The following is a 212-nucleotide window of genomic DNA, read 5'->3' as shown; positions in this document are numbered from 1 at the left end:
TCGCCGCTAACGCGTTTCACTTCTGAGTTCGGAATGGATTCAGGTGGTACCACGTCGCTATTGCCGTCAGGCATAAACTTTTGTCTTAATGCTGTTTACACATCATTAAGATAACAATTCCGGAAAGCTTGATATCTTCATCAATCAGAGTAACGCTACTCTAACTCATTAATTAGTCAGTCATTAACTTCAACACTCTAATGCATAATCAA

General features: G+C 39.2%; 1 rRNA gene. It reads right to left on the bottom strand.

Going from position 1 to position 212, the window contains the following annotated elements:
- Nucleotides 1-71: ribosomal RNA gene (gene rrf / locus ACXAG2_RS20970) — 5S ribosomal RNA — on the bottom strand; the annotation flags it as partial.
- Nucleotides 72-212: the final 141 nt, after the last annotated feature.

It is taken from the genome of Alteromonas sp. ABH4_456 (assembly GCF_056160645.1).
Note: the sequence above shows the minus strand (reverse complement) of the source record. Positions and strands in the feature narration are given on the sequence as shown.